The following is a 15,462-nucleotide window of genomic DNA, read 5'->3' as shown; positions in this document are numbered from 1 at the left end:
TGCCCCTCGCTGACGCTCCGGGCAGCGGCGGCCCGGCGGCGCTGCTGCGTGAGCAGCCAGCGCGCCGGCGAACGCGCGAACCACGGCAATGAGGGCCACAGGCCGGGGGCGTTCGAGGCAAGACGCCTGCACATAGGAAGGCTGCGCGAAGTGCTGCGCGTATGCGCTCGCACTGCACGCGCGACGACACGGCGACGGCCAGCAGAACGATACGCCCGATGGCACGACAAGATGCACGGCAACGTGCAGCGAGTCGGCGGCCATCATGGGCGAGACTCCAACCAGACCGAATGCGCAATGCCGATCACGGCGGATGCGCTGACCGGCCCGAAATACCGGCTGTCGAACGACGCCGGGTTGGTCACACTGAGCAGGAACAGTTCGCCGGGTTCGAGGCGGCGGCATTGCTGCCAGGATGGCAGCGGCCGGCCCCAGTGGTCAGCAGGCAGCACGGCGGCCGAAGGCACGCCGTCGATGCGGACGATGCCGCCCGCGATGCACACTTCCTGCGGCGCGACGGCGCCCACACGCTTGAGCAGCGGCACGCGCGCCGGCAGGTAGCCGCGCTGCGCAGCCAGCGCAGCGGCATCTGGCGGCAGCGTGGTCAGGACGATGCTGCCCACAGACAAAGGACGTGGCAGCGAGCCGGTGCCGTGGCCCAGCGGATCAACGCGATACCAGCCGACCGAAACACTGTCGGACGGGTTGTAGATCAGGCGCGGCAGCGGATGCACGAAGGACGCCCAGGCCAGCGCAGCGAGGCCGCAGGCGGACAGGCCTGCCAGCACGATGCGAGCGCGCAAACGTGCGCGGGGCGAGCGAGGACGCGGCGCGGTGCCGGCAGTCGAAACGGCGGTCATGGCAGGGCCCTCCCGATGAGCCAGGCGGCGTGCCGCTCGGCGTTGTATTCGGGCAGCGGCAGGCGCGCAGCGAGCCGGTTGGCGAGCGTGCGCCAGTACACGGGCGAGGCAGCGGCAGGCGCGATACCCAGCGCCTCGATGGCGTCGATGCGCTCCAGCACGGCGCGCACTGCGTTCTCGCCCTCGGCGTGCAGCAGCAGGCGCGCGCCCGGCTGCACGCCGGGGATGCGCTGCGCCGCGTCCAACGGCGTGCAAGCCTGCATCACCATGAGCTGCCAGCGCACGGTGCCGTAGTCATTGGCCTGCCAGCGGATGCGGCAGAACACGGCGCCCGGCGTGAACACCGCGCAGCGCCGCCAACGGTCGAGTTGGAGGGTGCGTGTGGGTTCACCGAAGCGCAGATAGAGCTTGAAACGCGGTTCGATGTAAGCCAGCGCCACGCGCGTCAGCGGTGCGCTGGCAGGCTGACCGGAAGGTGCTGCGAGCGCAGCCGTGGCCGCGCCAGCGGCAGGCGAAGCGGATGCAGTCATGGCGTGCTCTCCTTGCGGTGCTCCAGAAACTCGCGCTCCAGTAGGCCGCGCAGCAGGTCGGCCACAGTCACGCCTTGCGTGAAGGCCGACACCTTGATGCGCGCCCGCAGCGCGGGCGTGATGTCGAGGGTCAGGCGGGCGGTGTAGAGGTCGCCCTTGCCCAGCGCGTCGGCGTCGCCCTGGCGAATCCACGCCTCGGCGTGCGGATTCGCGGGCGGACGCGCGCCGATGCCGACGCGCTTGGCGCGTATCGGTGGCTTCGCTGTCATGTCGGCCACCGCAGCAGTTCATCGACCAGCGCGGTGATTTCACGCGCGGCGGCGCTGTCCGGCGCTGTCTCGCGTGCAAGCCGGCCAGCGGCCACGCTGTCGGCGAACACGATGCGCTGATGCACTTCCGAGCGCAGCGCAGGAAGCGGCTGGTCGGCCAGCGCCTGGCGCGCTTCGCGCCCGATCACGGTGGTGCTGACGCGCCGGTTGATGACGAAGGCCGCGCGCAGCGCAGGCCGAAACACCTGTGCCTCGCGGATCAGCGCCACCATCTCGGCGCTGGCCCACAGGTCGTAGGGGCTGGGCTGCACCGGGATCAACACGCGCTCGGCCGCCAGCAGCGCGGAGCGCGCCAAGGCGGCGATCCTGGGCGGGCCGTCGATGACGACGTGATCGGCCCGCCTGGCGAGTTCTGGCGCTTCCTGATGCAGCGTTTCGCGTGCAAGGCCCACGGCGCTGAACAGCCGTGGCAAGCCTTGTTGGCTTCTGCGCTGCGTCCAGTCCAGCGATGAACCCTGCGGGTCGGCGTCCAGCAGCACGACGTGCTGGCCGCACATCGCCAGCTCACCGGCGATGTGCGTCGCGAGCGTGGTCTTGCCCACGCCGCCTTTCTGATTGAGCAGTGCGACGATCATGGCCTGGCCCTCCATGCTGGAAAACCGGGCCTTGGCTGCTGCGTTTGTGGCCGCGTGGTGGTTGTCCACCGCAGCGGCGTTTCCCTACTAAAAGTTAGAGAAATTAAGTTAGGGAAGTTAGAGGGCGAGGAAACCCAGTGCTGGCACGGGTTTGCGGCCGATCGGCACGCCTGATAGCACGATAGTCCCACGCCCGATAGCACGATACCCCGCACGCCTGATAGCACGACTCCATCCACAGGCTCTCCCAGAGTTATCCCCGTGCCGTCGGCGGCACGGGCCGGAATGTCAGCAGCTCCATGCCGTTGTCCGGCATCCGCTCGATGCCCAAGACGTAGCCGGGCAGCGACTGCCGCGCGACGAGCGCGCGCAGGTCGCAGGCGAAGTCGTAGGGCTTCGCGGTGCTGCCAGATTTCTGATGCAGGTAGCGGAAGTCGAATTGCCAGCCGTATTCCTGCTTGCCGCCGTGCTTGCGCACCAGTCGGTACAACCACCGCTCGATGCCACCGGTCAGCCGGAAATACGCCGGGTCGATGGTCAACACCAGGGCGGCATCGAGCACGCCCGCATAGAACCAGTCGGGCAGGATCAGCTCGATGCCCAGCGGCGTGCCGCTGGCATCGGCAAGTTCCTTCCATTCGTTGATCCACGAGAAACGATGCAGGCGCCGCCCGGTCGTCTCGCGGATGGACGTGGCCACGGTGGTCGATTGCAGGCGATCCAGCGCGGCCTTGAGGCGCTGGTAGTCGCGCAGCGACTTGCCGCGCCCGATGAAGCGCAGGATCTCGTAGGGCGTGGCGTGCATCAGCCGCGAAGGCCGCAGGCCCGCGTCCTTCGCCTCCACGATCTGCGAGGCCGCCCATATCAGCACGTCGGCATCCCAAATCGTGGCGATGCCGTGTTCCTGCGTGCCTTCCACGCGAATCGTGACGTTGCCCGCGCGGAAGTCGATGGGCTTGACCCGCTTGGACTTGCCGAGCGAGAAGAACGGATAGGCCATCAAATCCTGGCTGTCGCGCGGTGCCATGTCGCCGGGCAAGGCGCGGAACAGGTCGAGCTGTTCGCGCTCCTGCAACGGCCGCTGCCGGGACGGCAGCACGGTGCTGGACATGGCGATGGCCTGCCGCGCGCCGCCGATCAGCGCGCACGGCTGTCGGCCGAGTGGTGCTCGGCGTATTCGGGATCGGAGGTCGTCTCGAAACTGCGGTCGGCGGCCCAGGCATCGAGGTCGGCCACGGCGTACATGACGCGCCGGCCGAACTTGCGAAAGCGCGGGCCGCCACCGATCACGCGCTGCTTTTCCAGCGTGCGCGGCGACAGGCGCAGGTACTCGGCGGCTTCGTCGTTGGTCAGGTAGCGTTGGGGCTGCGCGGCAGCGGTCGAGACAGCGGCGGCAGGCCGCAAGGGAGCAGGTCGCATGGGATGAACCTCCATCAAGCCCGACCACACCACGCGGCCGGATAGAGGCACTTTCAGAAAAGCGAGGCTTTCCGCGAAGGGACGATCTGTGGGGGACGCGAAACGTCCCCCTACTGCGACGGCAGCGGCGGAAGCTGCGCCAGGCGTCGATAGCCGCCGCGCATGAGCGCATCGCCACGGCGCACCAGCCGCCGCACGCGGGCGCGCAAGGCGCTGTCGGTGTGCCAATTGGCGGCGACGGCATCCACGCCGAACAATCCTTCGGCTATCTCGCGCGAGGACGCGCCTGCCAGGGCCGCGTCGAGCGCCTGCAAAGTGTGTAATTCCTGCAGTACGGCAGATGTTGGCCTGGGCGATGCCATCCCGGCGGGTACGGCCTGCGCCATATCAGTCGCGAAACCGGCCGGCGGCGCAGCGCCTGCGCGCACGGCATAGGCGAACGCCATGCCGTCGTGCAGGCCTGGCGCGAACGCCAGGCGCCGGCTGCGGCCAGGGTTGTGCGCGATCAGCGACAGTCGCTTGCCGTCGTGGATCAGTTGCTTGTGGCCGGGAATACGCCAGAACTCGAAAGGTACGGCGTTCGCTGGCGGATCGTCATCCGGATAGAGCTGAACCACGGCAGCGTGGCCGGGCTGCCAGGCCGGATGCGCGTCGCGCGCATCGAGCGCCGGGTCTTCCAGCAGGCGCAGGCCCCAGCGTTGCGCTGTTTGCGAAGACGACGAACGGCAATGACGGCGCAGCCAGTCGAGCCGGTAGTCGGGATGCCGGCGCAGGTATTCCCAAGCCAGCGCCAGCGCATCCAGCCACAAGACGTAGAGGTATGCCGCCGTTGGATACCAACGTGCGGCGTGATGGGGATCGACCATGACGCAACCTCCCTGCGAACAGGACAGGCCGCCACGGCAGGGCTACGCGCTACATCGCCATCATCAGAACTTCATGAGGAGAGAAGATAGTTGGGCTGTCAAGACCGATTGACTCCGATGCGTTGCGGTATTCGTCTCAATGCTGCGGCGGCAACGCCCCGAAATGGGGCGCCGTACAGACCAGCCTGCCGCAGCCCGCGTCGGGCATCATGTCTATTTGAATCAGACTGGTGCGGCTGCGCCGCAAGAATGCTGATTGAGACCTGCCCGGTATGACACCAGACTGAAAAAGTCACAGTCGGACGTATTCAGTCCGGGATTGCTCCGTCGCGCTCGGCCAGGCGGGTGTATTCCGACAGCGTGCCTGTGGGACGGAAGTAGAGGTCGCGCATAACGGGCTGCTGGTGCGGCCCGACGATGCCGGCCAGCTCGGACAGCTTGACGGTGCCTTGCGCCGGCATCCCGATCCCCAGGTCAATGAGGCCCCAGGCCGTGTCGCCATCGGCGGGATCGAGCGCGGCCAGCAGCCAGGTCACGTGAGCGTCCGGCGTGAAGAGCCGTACCACGGGCACCGGGTCAATGACTTTGCCAGCAGCGCGGGCCTCGCCGTTGGCGAGCAGCTGCGCGAGCTCCGGGGCGGTGGCGAGTGGCTGGGGCATGGTCGGCAATCCCACAAATCCAATGATGCACGGATGCGGTTTCACGTTGAAGCGCAGAACCGCCAAACCGGATTTACGCCTTCGTGCGCAAGCGCGGATGCGGTTTCGTGGCTTTGCTGAAACCCGCTGATGCGGATTTCCGTAAAGGCACAGAGAAGTAGAACAGCACCAAATGAACACTATAGATTGTAGCCCTATAGGGCGCAATCGACTGTCATCTTGGATTTTGGGGAATCCATCGGATGACAGCGAAGAACTCATTGGCGGCGGCATTAAAGACGGTCAGGAAAGCGCGCGGCTTAAGCCAGGAAGCGTTCTCCGACGTGTCCAGCCGTACCTACATGAGTTCGCTGGAGCGTGACCTGAAGAGCCCGACCCTGAACAAGCTGGCCGAGCTGTGCGAGGTGATGGATATCCACCCGCTCACACTGCTAACGCTGGCCTATGCGGGCGATAGCCCGCACAAGGCCGACGAGCTGCTGGCGCAGGTGCGTCGGGAGCTGGAGTCGATGTTGAAGCCGCGCGCGTGACGTGGTGATGTGCTGCGACCAGCAGCACAGCGCCCCGCCACGATGGGCGGGGCGCCGCAGCGGTCACGCCGCCTGGGGCTTGCTGCGCGACCAGATCAGGTCGTGCGTGCCGTCCTCGCCTTCGATCAGGCGGGCATAGACCGCTGCCGGGAACGAAGGATCGTCGAGGGTCACGGACAGGTACTCGCGGCCGGCCTCGCTGGTCTTCTTCCATGCTGCGCCGATGTCGTGGCCTGCGGCCTGGAGGCGGAAGTCGGGGGCGTTCTCGCTGCTGCCCTTGTCGTTGGGAACCAGCTTGACCTTGGCGTTGAGCGTCAGGGTGCGCAGCGTGCCGGTGAAGCCGTCTTTGTCTGCGGTAAAGGTGCCGATGTTGGCCATGATGTTTTCTCCTTTCGGTTGAACAAGGGTCGCGCCCATCGCGTCCTTGTTGTGATCCGGCCGGCGGGGGACGGGCTGGCTGCACCGCTTGCGGTCGCAACGTAGTGGAGAACCGGGAGGCGAAAAGAATTTGCCCCGCGAGGAATGCGCGCAGCGCAGGGGAAATTGTTCTCGCCGGACGGATGCAGCCATGAGGCCCGAGGCGCAGCCGCGCCACCGCCAGGATTCACAACGAGACAAGGACGCCTTGGGCCGACCCGCTCCGAAAGGAGATGGGGCCGGCTCGGCATCCCCGCCCGAAGGCTTCTCCGGCTCGCTTCCTGACGCGGGCCAGGTCAACCACCCGACGACAAGCGAGAACGCCCCTGCCGCACCTTGCGGCGCAGGTCTTGAGGCGTGGCGTGGAAGCTCCATAGCGATGCCGGGCCGGTTGTCCGTGAACCGTCCTTCGTGACGTGATGGGTAGGAACCGCCAGCGTTGAGGACGGCACGCATCCGTACAACCTGCCGCAGCAAGCGCCAGCGTGTTCGCCAGCGTCCCACACATCGCGGCGGGGCGCTGGCCGGGCCGATCCGGCGCAGCCGGTTCGGCGGCATCGAGGGGCGCCAAGCTGCGCGCGGCGGGGATAGCCCGCAGGGTTTTCCCCCGGAGGCAAGCGCAGCGCGCAGCGCCGCAGGCGCGAAGGCGTGAGCAACTGTCTTGAAAGTCAAGCCTCGCAAGCGCGCAGGCTCCATTCAATTGAAGCGTTTTGCCAATGATTCAATAAATGTTGTATTATCGAATCATGAACGAGACCCAAGCCATTTCCGCCCTCGGCGCCCTGGCCCATACCCAGCGGCTGCGCGTGTTCCGCGCCCTGGTGGTCGCCGGCCCCGAAGGGCTGACACCCAGCGTCCTCGCCGACCAGCTCGACGTGGCCCGCAACTCCCTGTCCTTCCACCTGAAAGAACTGGCCCATGCCGGCCTGGTCACCATCGAGCAGCAGGGCCGCAACCTGATCTACCGCGCCGACTTCACCCAGATGAATGGGCTGCTCGGCTATCTGACCGAGCACTGCTGCCAGGGCGGCGCGTGCGAGGTCACCGAATCCTCCTCTGCCTGTACTTCCTGCTGAAAGGATCACCCCCATGAAGCGCTTTCACGTCCACCTGCACGTCGATGACCTGAACCGCAGCATCGGCTTCTATTCCCAACTGTTCGCCGCGCAGCCCGCGCGCGTCGAAGGCGACTACGCCAAATGGATGCTCGAAGACCCGCCGGTCAACTTCGCCATCTCCACACGTGGCAACAAGCCGGGCATCGACCACCTGGGTATCCAGACCGACGATGCCGAGGAATTGGCGGTGCTGAAGGCCCGCGCCGAGGCGGCCGACATGACGCTGCTGGACGAGGGCACCACGACCTGCTGCTACGCGCGCAGCGAGAAGCACTGGATCACCGATCCGCAGGGCGTGGCCTGGGAGCACTTCCACACGCTGGGCAATATTCCGGTCTTTAACGAAGCGGCGCCTGCAGCGACTTCCGCCGCAGCGTGCTGTACCCCGGTGCGCGGCAAGCCGGTGGGCGTTGCGGTGAAGCCGGCTTCCTCCTGCTGCTGATGTGAGATACCCATGACCACCGACAAGACCTACAACGCCCTGTTCATCTGCACGGGTAACTCGGCCCGCTCCATCCTGGCCGAAGGCATCCTCAATGAATTGGGCCAGGGGCGCTTCCGCGCCTACTCGGCGGGCAGCCACCCCAAGGGCGAAGTCCACCCACTGGCGCTCGCCACGCTGGAGCGGCTGCACATGCCGACCGCCGGCTACCGCAGCAAGAACTGGGACGAGTTCGCGGCGCCCGGTGCGCCGGAGCTGGATTTCATCTTCACGGTCTGCGACAACGCCGCCGGCGAGGTCTGCCCCGTGTGGCCGGGACGCCCGATGTCGGCGCATTGGGGTGTGCCTGATCCCGCAGCCGTCGAGGGCACCGACGAACAGAAGCGCAAGGCATTCACGGATGCGGCGCTGACCTTGCGCCGGCGCATCGAGCTATTCCTGTCGCTGCCGATGCAACGCCTGGATGCCATGTCGCTGCAGCACGAGCTGCGCAGCATCGGCACGAAGTGAGGTCTGCGCGATGAGTGTTGGAACCCAAACGGCCAGCCGCGTGCCGGCCGCCCCCACCATGAGCGTCTTCGAGCGCTACCTGAGCGTGTGGGTACTGCTGTGCATCGTCGCCGGTATCGCGCTCGGCCAGTTCGCGCCCGGCGTGTTCCATGCCATCGGCCGCATGGAGATCGCGCAGGTCAACCTGCCGGTGGGCCTGCTGATCTGGGTGATGATCATTCCCATGCTGCTCAAGGTGGACTTCGGCGCGCTGGGCCAAGTCAAGCAGCATTGGCGCGGCATCGGCGTGACGCTGTTCGTCAACTGGGCCGTCAAACCCTTCTCGATGGCGCTACTCGCCTGGATCTTCATCCGCCAGGTCTTCGCGCAGTGGCTGCCCTCCGACCAGCTCGACAGCTATGTCGCGGGCCTGATCCTGCTGGCCGCCGCACCCTGCACGGCAATGGTGTTCGTCTGGAGCCGGCTGACCGGGGGCGATCCTGTGTTCACGCTGTCGCAGGTGGCGCTGAACGACACCATCATGGTCTTCGCCTTCGCCCCAATCGTGGGCCTGCTACTGGGCTTATCGTCCATTACGGTGCCGTGGGACACATTACTGGTATCGGTCGGTCTGTACATCGTGATTCCGGTCATCCTGGCCCAGCTCTGGCGCCGCGCGTTGCTGAGCAAGGGCCAAGCCGCCTTCGACCGGGCGCTGGAGCGCATCGGCCCTCTGTCGATCGCGGCGCTGCTGCTCACGCTGGTGCTGCTGTTCGCCTTCCAGGGCGAGGCCATCATCCGCCAGCCGCTGGTGATCGCCATGTTGGCGGTGCCGATCCTGATCCAGGTGTTCTTCAACTCCGGGTTGGCCTACTGGCTCAACCGCCGGCTGGGCGAGCAGCACAACATTGCCTGTCCCTCGGCGCTGATTGGTGCCTCCAACTTCTTCGAGCTGGCCGTGGCCGCCGCCATCAGCCTGTTCGGCTTCCAGTCCGGCGCGGCGTTGGCCACCGTGGTCGGCGTGCTGATCGAGGTACCCGTGATGCTGCTGGTCGTGCGCGTGGTCAACCGCTCGCGCGGCTGGTACGAATGCGGCCCGAACTCCGCCACCCGATAACCAACCAGGTCACTCCCATGAGCACCGTCACGATCTACCACAATCCCGACTGCGGCACCTCGCGCAACGTGCTGGCCCTGATCCGCAACAGCGGCGAGGAGCCCACGGTCATCGAGTACCTGAAGACCCCGCCCGATCGGGCGACGCTGATGGTGCTGATCGCCGCAATGGGCGTATCGGCGCGCGCCGTGCTGCGCGAGAAAGGCACGCCCTATGCCGAACTGGGCCTGGGCGACCCGCAGTGGGGCGATGACCAGTTGATCGGCTTCATGCTCCAGCATCCCATCCTCATCAACCGGCCCATTGTGGTCACGCCGCTGGGCACGCGCCTGTGCCGGCCTTCGGAGGCCGTGCTGGACATCCTGCCGCAGCCGCAGCGCGGCGCGTTCCGCAAGGAAGACGGCGAAGCCGTGGTGGATGCGGAGGGTCGCAGGGTCTGAAGACCTCCCGCACAAGCGGCAGGCAATCTGAAGTGAGGCTGGTATTATCGAATTTCGTTATCGATATTCGATATGAAAGAGAAACCTACTCCACGCGCCATGGAGCACCACGACCTGCTGTCGGGGCTGATCCGCCTGCATGTGCTGCACCACGCAGCCGAGCAGGAGATCTACGGGCAATGGATGATCGACGAGCTGGCCCACCACGGCTACCGCCTCTCCCCCGGAACGCTGTACCCGATGCTGCACAAGATGGAGCGCGACGGCTACCTCGTCTCCCGCCAGGAGCGTGAGGGGCGCACCGTGCGCAAGCTCTACACGATCACGCCCAAGGGCAAGGAAGGCTTGGCGCTGGCCAAGGACCGCATCCGGGAGTTCACCGGGGAGGCGATGCACAAATGACAGATTCCACCAACACCTTGCAGCATGAGGCCGCTGCCGCGCGCGGCTCACCCGTCGAAGTCTTCGGCGCCTTCCTCAAGCTGGGGCTGACCTCCTTCGGCGGGCCGATCGCGCATCTGGGCTATTTCCGCTCGGAGTTCGTCGAGCGTCGCCGCTGGCTGGATGACCGCAGCTACTCCGATCTGGTCGCCCTGTGCCAGTTCCTGCCGGGGCCGGCCAGCAGCCAGGTCGGTATGGCGCTGGGGCTGGGCCGAGCGGGCTGGCTGGGGCTGCTGGCGGCCTGGGCCGGATTCACCTTGCCATCGGCGATTGCGCTGATCCTGTTCGCCTTTGGCATCGCCGAGTACCAGGGGCTGGCCCAGTCCGGCTGGGTGCACGGGCTCAAGGTCGTCGCCGTGGCCATCGTGGCGCAAGCGGTCTGGGGGATGGCCAAGTCGTTGTGCCCGGACCGGCCGCGCGCCGCGCTGGCCATTCTGGCGGCGCTGCTGACCATGGTCCTGCCCTCGGCCGCGGGACAGCTTGCCGCCATCGCGGTGGCAGGGCTGCTGGGCTGGTGGACATTGAAGATCGCGCAACCCGGCGACGGCCACGCCCACAGCTACCCCGTCTCGCGCAAGCTGGGCATCGTGGCGCTGCTGCTGTTTGCCGCACCGCTCGTCGGGCTGCCCCTGTGGGCGGCAGCCACGGACTCGTCCACGATAGCCCTGCTGGAAGGAGTGTACCGCTCCGGTGCACTGGTCTTCGGCGGTGGACACGTTGTGCTGCCGCTGCTGCAGGCCTCGGTGGTGCCCAGCGGCGTCGTGAGCAATGCCGACTTCCTGGCCGGCTACGGTGCGGCGCAGGCCGTGCCGGGGCCGCTGTTCACTTTCTCGGCCTACCTCGGCGCGGTCGCCCACGGACCGCTGCATGGCTGGATCGGCGGGCTGGCACTCCTGGGCACGATCTTCCTCCCCGCTTTTTTCATGCTGGTCGGTGCACTGCCGTTCTGGGAAGGGCTGCGCCACCGCGCGGGCATCCAGACGGCCATGGCCGGCATCAACGCCGGCGTGGTCGGTATTCTGGTGTCCGCCCTCTATGACCCGGTATGGACGAGTGCCATCCACAGCAAGGCGGATTTTGGGCTGGCGCTGCTCTCGTTCGGACTGCTGACGGTGGGGCGCGTGCCGCCGGCGCTCGTGGTGCTGTTAGCCGGGCTGGTGGGCTGGGTCATGGCGATGGGCGTCTGAATCTCATGTGGCACACCCTGACCATCCAGCTCCGACACGAAACCGCCGACGACATTGCCGCCATCGAAGCGGTCACGACCGCCGCCTTCGCCGATGCGCCGCACACCAGCCATACCGAGCAGTTCATCGTGCGTGCCTTGCGTGTAGCCCGGGAACTGACGCTTTCCATCGTGGCCGAGGAACGTGGACAGATCATCGGCTACGTCGCACTGTCCCCCGTCACGATCTCCGACGCCCAAGGCCGGAAGGCCGAGGGCTGGTATGGTTTGAGGCCGATTTCAGTCATGCCGCCAAGGCAGGGGCAAGGCATTGGTTCGCGCTTGATGGAACAGGCACTGACCGAACTGCGGGCTATGCGGGCCGCAGGCTGCGTTCTGCTGGGAGATCCCGCGTATTACGCGCGCTTTGGTTTCCAGGCCCATGCGGGCCTGTAACTGCCGGGCGTGCCGCCCGGCTAGTTCAACGCCGCCGCCTGAGCCAGCGCGAAGGCGGCGGCGTTCTGATTCGGCTGTTGGCCTTGAATACCGGGTGCGGCCACTGCTGCGCCCGGATGCGCATTCACCGCGCACAGGACGGAACGCCCTGAGTGCGGTGCTGATCGCGGTTATTCCTTCGTTTCGATGATCCACCACATGGCACACGACAAGGCGCGGCCCGCGATGGGGTGAATGTCGGTGAGGTCGGTGCGGGCCGTCCAGCCCGCAGGCGGACGATAGCCGCGCACGTCGCCTTCATCATGCCAGCGGCGGGTGCGTACCGTGCCGGGGGCATAGGTCGCCGCCATGCGTGGGCGGCTGGTCGTAGTGTGGGTTATGGGTGGTTCCCCTTCCAGCGAAGCGCCCCGGTCGGAGTCGGGGCGCTTGCCATTGGCGCGGGTCAAGCGGCCAGCGCCTCGGCAGGTTCATCCGCCACAGCGTCGGCATCCTGCTCTGGGTCGGCCTCCTGCACGGCGTCCTGCGCGCCTGCGGCCTTGAAGATGGCGGGCATCCAGCCCGTGCCATCGGCCAGCCGTTCCGCTTCGCTGGCAATGTCGGCCTTCTTGAGCTTCGCCAGCCGGTTGACCTGCTCGGGTGCGTACTCGCCCACGACATCCAGAATCGCGGCCTTGGAAACATGCTTGAAGTAGCCTTCTGCGGTCGGCTTCCACCATGCGGCCATATCCAGGCCCACGGCCTGCGCCAGTTCCTCGCCGGGCTGGTGCGTCATGGCGCGGGGCGTCACCACGTCCACCGTGGAAGCGACGCATACGGCCAGCAGCTTGACCAGTTCGTTTTGCGACTTCGCCAGCAGCGCGGCGAACAATTCGGCGCTGTCCTCCGGCAAGGCTTCACCGGCCACCTGTTGCAGTTCGCGCAGCGCCACGGCGGCGGGCGATTCCGGCCAGTCCGGGGCCATGCCTTCCAGCCGATCTTGCGCCGTGAGGCGCACGCCCAGCGGCAGGCCATCGCCGCAGGCGTCGGGCTGCAAGACGGTCTGCACCATGCAATGCACCAGCGCGGCCAGCGCGACTTGCGGATGCCGGGCCATTTCGATTTGCAGCGCGGCCGTGCGGTGGGCGCTCAACCGATGCGCCAGCCGGTCGGACAGGCTCACGGCCTTGGGCGCGTCGTCGTCCTCGCGCTCGTTGTTGGCGGCTTCACTGTCGGTGCTGCCGAAACCGCGCCGTAGCTTGTCGAGCGTGCGCAGCGCCTTGGCTTCGGCTTCGCGCAGCAGGCCGCGATGAATGACGGCCTCGCCGTTGCGGTCGATGGTGACGATGGCACCGGCCACGTCGCGCACCTCGGGCGCATAGCCTTGTAAGGCGTCCTCCGCGTCTTGCAGTTCCCCGACCACCTGATCGCGCCGCTGTTCCAGCTTCTCAGCCTTGGCCTCGTCCTCGCTGTTTTCACCTTGGCAGGCGTCTTCCAGTTCGGCGTCGATCTTTTCGAGGCGGGTTTCCAGCGAGGCGATGCGGCGGGCCTCGCGGGTGGTCGGCTCGCGGCGATGGCGTGGGGCGTTCTGGAAAGCCTGCCGTTCCTCGTAGGCAAGATGCGGCACGGCCTCCACCCATGCCCAGCCCTCGGCGCGCACGTCCTCGGTCAGCGTTTCCAGCTTGGCGCGCACCAGCGTTTCCAGCACTCCGGTATCGGTGAGGTAGGTTCCGGCATCGCCTTCTGCGAACAGGTCGCGGCGGATGCCGCCGCCTGCTTGCCGGTAGGTGTCCAGCCCGACGAAACGCACCAGCGCGTGCGTGGCGTCGATTTCGCGTTCGGTCAGGCGCTCGCGCAGCTTGGACGGGCTGCGTTGCCATTCCGGCGCACCATAGAACGCGGCTTCCTGCGCAGCGTGGTCGTCGGTGATGGTCAAGGCCATCAACTGTTCCAGCGTCACGCCACCGGCCCGGTAATCGGCCATCAGGCGCGGCGAGACGTTCGCCAGCTTCAAGCGGCGCTGCACCACCAGCGGGGACACGCCGAAGTCGGCGGCAATGTCCTCGATGGGTCGGCCTTCCTTGACCAGCGCGGCGAAGGCCGCGAACTGGTCGGCGGGGTGCATGTTCTCGCGCTGCAAGTTCTCCGCGAGGCTGACGGTGCGGGCGGACGCATCGGCCACCAGCAGGCACGGCACTTCGTAGTCGGCGGGGATGCGCTTCTTCTTCGCCAGCAGCTTCAAGGCGGTCAGGCGGCGGTCGCCTGCGACGACTTCGTATTGCTCGCCATCGGCGGCGAGGATGACGATCAGGTTTTGCAGCAGCCCGATGCGGGCAATGCTCGCGGCCAGTTCGGGGATGGACTGGCGCGGGGTCGTCCGCACGTTGCGCTTGGAACGGCGCGGCAGCAACTGCGAGAGGGGAACCAAGATCAGGTTCTTGGCGGGGTCGGCCACTTCCAGCGGTGCGGCGGCTTCGATGGCGATGGTTTCGGTTTTGAGTACGGCGTTCATGGTGATTTCTCCTAGCGGTTGGGATGCAGCAGCGAGAAAAGCGGCAAGGGCTGCTGCCTGCCCCTGCCGCGTGGGGATTCAGGCTTTCAACTGGCGCAGGCCATCGGCCAGCAGCCACAGGGCGCGATTCAGGCGCACGCTTTGGTCGATGCCCTGCACGGGCCGGGTGGTCTGGCGGCGGCCATTCGCGGCGCGGGCGGACAGACCACCTTTGGTCAAGTTCTCCTGCGTGCGGTTGAACACGCTCCACAGGTCGCGGCGGTCGTCGTCATGGCGGCGCGGCATCAGGATTTGCGATTCCGTGATGGGCGCGGGCTTGTCCTCGTCGTACTTCAACGCGAGCGCAGCGCGGGCGAACACTTCCGATTCCCCGGCGTCCAGCGTGATGGCGCGCATGGCATCGCGCGATTCCTGCGCCCGGTCGAAGCCGTGCAGGACTTCGTAAGCGCCTTCGATGACGTGCCCGGCTACGTCGCCCTTGTGGGGTACGCGCACGTCCGCCACGGTGTCGCCGCAGACAAGGCCATTGCTGCAAACGAAGCGGAACATCCCGGCCAGCATCTGGTAGCTGCTGGTGCCGTCATGGGAGTTCAGCAGAATGATTTCGTTGGCCTCGCGGCCGTTGATCTGGCTCGCGTGGCGCAGCCGGATCATGTGCTTGGTGTAGTCGCGGCGGTCGTCGTGGCGCACGCGGGTCTGCGTCACCATGAAAGGCTCGAAGCCTTCCCCGCGCAGTTCTTGCAGCACGGTGGCGGTGGGGATGTAGCTGTACCGCTCGGAACGGCTTTCGTGCGGTGCCTCGGCGAAGATGGACGGGGCCACGGCCCGGATTTGGTCATCGGACAAGGGACGTTCCGAACGCAGCACCGGGGAACGGGAAGCGAAGCGGGATGCAAGTTGCATGGCATTTCTCCTGACAAAGAAAAGAGGGTTTGCTGTTCACACCGCACACCGGATTCCAAGATTCGGAGCCCAGCCTTTCGGCTGTTCGGTGCGGTCGGCACGAGGAACCCGGTTGGCCCTGTTGCCACCGTCTTTCCTGAGTTCATCGCCCGCGACGGTCAGGAGCGCGCGAACGGGTGCCGTCAAGGAGGCAAGCGCAGGGTTGGTGCGGCCCGCAG

Annotated in this window: 21 protein-coding genes and 1 pseudogene; 9 read left to right on the top strand and 13 right to left on the bottom strand. The window is 66.8% G+C overall.

Going from position 1 to position 15,462, the window contains the following annotated elements:
• Positions 1–263: 263 nt before the first annotated feature.
• The 8 genes from QMX78_RS04395 to QMX78_RS04360 all read right to left on the bottom strand — a co-directional run bounded on the left by QMX78_RS04395 (position 264) and on the right by QMX78_RS04360 (position 5,238).
• Positions 264–860, bottom strand: coding sequence for a S26 family signal peptidase (locus QMX78_RS04395; protein WP_115272150.1), 597 nt, complete (start codon positions 858–860; stop codon positions 264–266).
• Positions 857–1,390: a DUF2840 domain-containing protein gene (locus tag QMX78_RS04390; RefSeq protein ID WP_121428823.1), complete on the bottom strand. Its 534-nt coding sequence runs from the start codon at positions 1,388–1,390 to the stop codon at positions 857–859. The genes QMX78_RS04395 and QMX78_RS04390 overlap by 4 nt, the downstream gene beginning before the upstream one ends.
• Positions 1,387–1,659, bottom strand: coding sequence for a chromosome partitioning protein ParB (locus QMX78_RS04385; protein ID WP_121428838.1), 273 nt, complete (start codon positions 1,657–1,659; stop codon positions 1,387–1,389). Before QMX78_RS04385 ends, QMX78_RS04390 begins: the two co-directional genes overlap by 4 nt.
• The gene (parA, locus tag QMX78_RS04380) at positions 1,656–2,294 is read right to left on the bottom strand and encodes a ParA family partition ATPase (protein ID WP_121428825.1); all 639 of its coding nucleotides are present in this window, start codon (positions 2,292–2,294) and stop codon (positions 1,656–1,658) included. Before parA ends, QMX78_RS04385 begins: the two co-directional genes overlap by 4 nt.
• A gap of 253 nt (positions 2,295–2,547) precedes the next feature.
• On the bottom strand, positions 2,548–3,405 hold the full coding sequence (locus tag QMX78_RS04375) for a replication initiator protein A (protein WP_282266918.1): 858 nt from the start codon (positions 3,403–3,405) through the stop codon (positions 2,548–2,550).
• A 26-nt stretch (positions 3,406–3,431) separates the two neighbouring features.
• Complete coding sequence (locus tag QMX78_RS04370) at positions 3,432–3,713, bottom strand: helix-turn-helix domain-containing protein (protein WP_013721771.1); 282 nt, start codon at positions 3,711–3,713, stop codon at positions 3,432–3,434.
• Between the two features lie 110 nt (positions 3,714–3,823).
• Positions 3,824–4,579: a DUF2285 domain-containing protein gene (locus tag QMX78_RS04365; RefSeq protein ID WP_019396539.1), complete on the bottom strand. Its 756-nt coding sequence runs from the start codon at positions 4,577–4,579 to the stop codon at positions 3,824–3,826.
• Between the two features lie 308 nt (positions 4,580–4,887).
• Positions 4,888–5,238 (bottom strand): DUF2958 domain-containing protein, encoded by a 351-nt coding sequence (locus QMX78_RS04360; protein ID WP_019396538.1) that lies wholly within the window; start codon positions 5,236–5,238, stop codon positions 4,888–4,890.
• A 242-nt stretch (positions 5,239–5,480) separates the two neighbouring features.
• Between QMX78_RS04360 and QMX78_RS04355 the strand changes: the two genes are divergently transcribed.
• A complete protein-coding gene (locus QMX78_RS04355) occupies positions 5,481–5,768 on the top strand; it encodes a helix-turn-helix transcriptional regulator (RefSeq protein ID WP_033864733.1) in 288 nt (95 codons plus the stop codon).
• Positions 5,769–5,831: 63 nt separating this feature from the next.
• On the opposite strand, the gene QMX78_RS04350 is transcribed toward QMX78_RS04355, so the two are convergent.
• Positions 5,832–6,146, bottom strand: a complete 315-nt coding sequence (locus QMX78_RS04350) for a DUF736 domain-containing protein (protein WP_019396536.1) — start codon at positions 6,144–6,146, stop codon at positions 5,832–5,834.
• A 785-nt stretch (positions 6,147–6,931) separates the two neighbouring features.
• Between QMX78_RS04350 and QMX78_RS04345 the strand changes: the two genes are divergently transcribed.
• From QMX78_RS04345 to QMX78_RS04310, 8 genes and pseudogenes are all read left to right on the top strand, one after another.
• Positions 6,932–7,261, top strand: a complete 330-nt coding sequence (locus QMX78_RS04345) for a helix-turn-helix domain-containing protein (protein ID WP_003116799.1) — start codon at positions 6,932–6,934, stop codon at positions 7,259–7,261.
• Positions 7,262–7,274: 13 nt separating this feature from the next.
• Positions 7,275–7,745, top strand: a complete 471-nt coding sequence (locus tag QMX78_RS04340; protein ID WP_003107243.1) for an ArsI/CadI family heavy metal resistance metalloenzyme — start codon at positions 7,275–7,277, stop codon at positions 7,743–7,745.
• Between the two features lie 12 nt (positions 7,746–7,757).
• Complete coding sequence (locus QMX78_RS04335; protein ID WP_013721777.1) at positions 7,758–8,255, top strand: arsenate reductase ArsC; 498 nt, start codon at positions 7,758–7,760, stop codon at positions 8,253–8,255.
• Positions 8,256–8,265: 10 nt separating this feature from the next.
• Positions 8,266–9,351: an ACR3 family arsenite efflux transporter gene (gene arsB / locus QMX78_RS04330; protein ID WP_025986881.1), complete on the top strand. Its 1,086-nt coding sequence runs from the start codon at positions 8,266–8,268 to the stop codon at positions 9,349–9,351.
• 17 nt (positions 9,352–9,368) lie between these two features.
• Entirely contained in the window at positions 9,369–9,791 is a 423-nt protein-coding gene (arsC, locus tag QMX78_RS04325; protein WP_019396534.1) for an arsenate reductase (glutaredoxin), read from the top strand.
• Between the two features lie 99 nt (positions 9,792–9,890).
• Positions 9,891–10,193 carry a PadR family transcriptional regulator gene (locus QMX78_RS04320; RefSeq protein WP_003107234.1) on the top strand — a complete coding sequence of 101 codons (303 nt, stop codon included), beginning with the start codon at positions 9,891–9,893 and terminating at the stop codon, positions 10,191–10,193.
• Entirely contained in the window at positions 10,190–11,419 is a 1,230-nt protein-coding gene (gene chrA, locus QMX78_RS04315; RefSeq protein WP_019396533.1) for a chromate efflux transporter, read from the top strand. The genes QMX78_RS04320 and chrA overlap by 4 nt, the downstream gene beginning before the upstream one ends.
• Positions 11,420–11,424: 5 nt before the next feature.
• A pseudogene (locus QMX78_RS04310) lies at positions 11,425–11,850 on the top strand (N-acetyltransferase); the annotation flags it as partial.
• Positions 11,851–12,023: 173 nt separating this feature from the next.
• On the opposite strand, the gene QMX78_RS04305 reads toward QMX78_RS04310, so the two are convergent.
• The 4 genes from QMX78_RS04305 to QMX78_RS04290 form a co-directional block, all read right to left on the bottom strand.
• Complete coding sequence (locus QMX78_RS04305) at positions 12,024–12,233, bottom strand: hypothetical protein (protein WP_025986880.1); 210 nt, start codon at positions 12,231–12,233, stop codon at positions 12,024–12,026.
• A gap of 62 nt (positions 12,234–12,295) precedes the next feature.
• Complete coding sequence (locus QMX78_RS04300; RefSeq protein WP_019396531.1) at positions 12,296–14,341, bottom strand: ParB/RepB/Spo0J family partition protein; 2,046 nt, start codon at positions 14,339–14,341, stop codon at positions 12,296–12,298.
• 78 nt (positions 14,342–14,419) lie between these two features.
• Complete coding sequence (locus QMX78_RS04295; protein ID WP_019396530.1) at positions 14,420–15,244, bottom strand: DUF932 domain-containing protein; 825 nt, start codon at positions 15,242–15,244, stop codon at positions 14,420–14,422.
• A 36-nt stretch (positions 15,245–15,280) separates the two neighbouring features.
• The coding region (locus QMX78_RS04290; RefSeq protein ID WP_282266888.1) for a hypothetical protein at positions 15,281–15,462 on the bottom strand (182 nt) is incomplete at its 5' end.

It is taken from the genome of Stenotrophomonas sp. PS02298, from assembly GCF_029959445.1.
Lineage (GTDB): Bacteria > Pseudomonadota > Gammaproteobacteria > Xanthomonadales > Xanthomonadaceae > Stenotrophomonas.
The sequence above is the reverse complement of the archived record's forward strand: the minus strand, read 5'-3'. Positions and strand labels throughout refer to the sequence as shown.

What these genes read in the sequence shown, in the direction of transcription:
- QMX78_RS04340 (WP_003107243.1), top strand. Translation starts at nt 7,275, where the DNA reads ATGAAGCGCTTTCACGTCCACCTGCACGTCGATGACCTGAACCGCAGC.
- QMX78_RS04390 (WP_121428823.1), bottom strand. Translation starts at nt 1,390, where the DNA reads ATGACTGCATCCGCTTCGCCTGCCGCTGGCGCGGCCACGGCTGCGCTC.
- QMX78_RS04375 (WP_282266918.1), bottom strand. Translation starts at nt 3,405, where the DNA reads ATGTCCAGCACCGTGCTGCCGTCCCGGCAGCGGCCGTTGCAGGAGCGC.
- QMX78_RS04295 (WP_019396530.1), bottom strand. Translation starts at nt 15,244, where the DNA reads ATGCAACTTGCATCCCGCTTCGCTTCCCGTTCCCCGGTGCTGCGTTCG.
- QMX78_RS04320 (WP_003107234.1), top strand. Translation starts at nt 9,891, where the DNA reads ATGGAGCACCACGACCTGCTGTCGGGGCTGATCCGCCTGCATGTGCTG.
- QMX78_RS04300 (WP_019396531.1), bottom strand. Translation starts at nt 14,341, where the DNA reads ATGAACGCCGTACTCAAAACCGAAACCATCGCCATCGAAGCCGCCGCA.
- arsC (WP_019396534.1), top strand. Translation starts at nt 9,369, where the DNA reads ATGAGCACCGTCACGATCTACCACAATCCCGACTGCGGCACCTCGCGC.
- parA (WP_121428825.1), bottom strand. Translation starts at nt 2,294, where the DNA reads ATGATCGTCGCACTGCTCAATCAGAAAGGCGGCGTGGGCAAGACCACG.
- QMX78_RS04350 (WP_019396536.1), bottom strand. Translation starts at nt 6,146, where the DNA reads ATGGCCAACATCGGCACCTTTACCGCAGACAAAGACGGCTTCACCGGC.
- QMX78_RS04395 (WP_115272150.1), bottom strand. Translation starts at nt 860, where the DNA reads ATGACCGCCGTTTCGACTGCCGGCACCGCGCCGCGTCCTCGCTCGCCC.
- QMX78_RS04370 (WP_013721771.1), bottom strand. Translation starts at nt 3,713, where the DNA reads ATGCGACCTGCTCCCTTGCGGCCTGCCGCCGCTGTCTCGACCGCTGCC.
- QMX78_RS04360 (WP_019396538.1), bottom strand. Translation starts at nt 5,238, where the DNA reads ATGCCCCAGCCACTCGCCACCGCCCCGGAGCTCGCGCAGCTGCTCGCC.
- chrA (WP_019396533.1), top strand. Translation starts at nt 10,190, where the DNA reads ATGACAGATTCCACCAACACCTTGCAGCATGAGGCCGCTGCCGCGCGC.
- QMX78_RS04385 (WP_121428838.1), bottom strand. Translation starts at nt 1,659, where the DNA reads ATGACAGCGAAGCCACCGATACGCGCCAAGCGCGTCGGCATCGGCGCG.
- QMX78_RS04335 (WP_013721777.1), top strand. Translation starts at nt 7,758, where the DNA reads ATGACCACCGACAAGACCTACAACGCCCTGTTCATCTGCACGGGTAAC.
- QMX78_RS04355 (WP_033864733.1), top strand. Translation starts at nt 5,481, where the DNA reads ATGACAGCGAAGAACTCATTGGCGGCGGCATTAAAGACGGTCAGGAAA.
- QMX78_RS04365 (WP_019396539.1), bottom strand. Translation starts at nt 4,579, where the DNA reads ATGGTCGATCCCCATCACGCCGCACGTTGGTATCCAACGGCGGCATAC.
- arsB (WP_025986881.1), top strand. Translation starts at nt 8,266, where the DNA reads ATGAGTGTTGGAACCCAAACGGCCAGCCGCGTGCCGGCCGCCCCCACC.
- QMX78_RS04345 (WP_003116799.1), top strand. Translation starts at nt 6,932, where the DNA reads ATGAACGAGACCCAAGCCATTTCCGCCCTCGGCGCCCTGGCCCATACC.